General features: G+C 38.7%; 1 protein-coding gene. It reads left to right on the top strand.

Annotation, left to right across the window (positions count from 1 at the left end):
• Positions 1 to 284, top strand: a 284-nt coding sequence (locus AAEY99_RS21340) for a ribonuclease E/G (RefSeq protein ID WP_351011970.1), incomplete at both ends; no start/stop codon positions are given.

The following is a 284-nucleotide window of genomic DNA, read 5'->3' as shown; positions in this document are numbered from 1 at the left end:
ATCTTACACTTGCCTTTAGAACGTTACGTGATTACGTTGGTGAAGATATGGAGCGCATCCGTGTTGACTCTAAGCTTACCTACCAAGAGCTTAAGCTGTTTACTGAAGAGTTTGTGCCTTTGTTATCACAAGTGCTTGAGTATTACCCAGGTGAGCGCCCCATTTTTGATTTATTTGATGTAGAAAGTGAAATTCAAAAAGCACTGCATCGTAAAGTTACTTTAAAATCGGGTGGTTATTTGATCATAGATCAAACTGAAGCGATGACCACTGTTGATGTAAAT

The organism is Shewanella sp. S1-58-MNA-CIBAN-0166 (assembly GCF_040310085.1).
GTDB lineage: Bacteria > Pseudomonadota > Gammaproteobacteria > Enterobacterales > Shewanellaceae > Shewanella.
The sequence above is the reverse complement of the archived record's forward strand: the minus strand, read 5'-3'. Positions and strand labels throughout refer to the sequence as shown.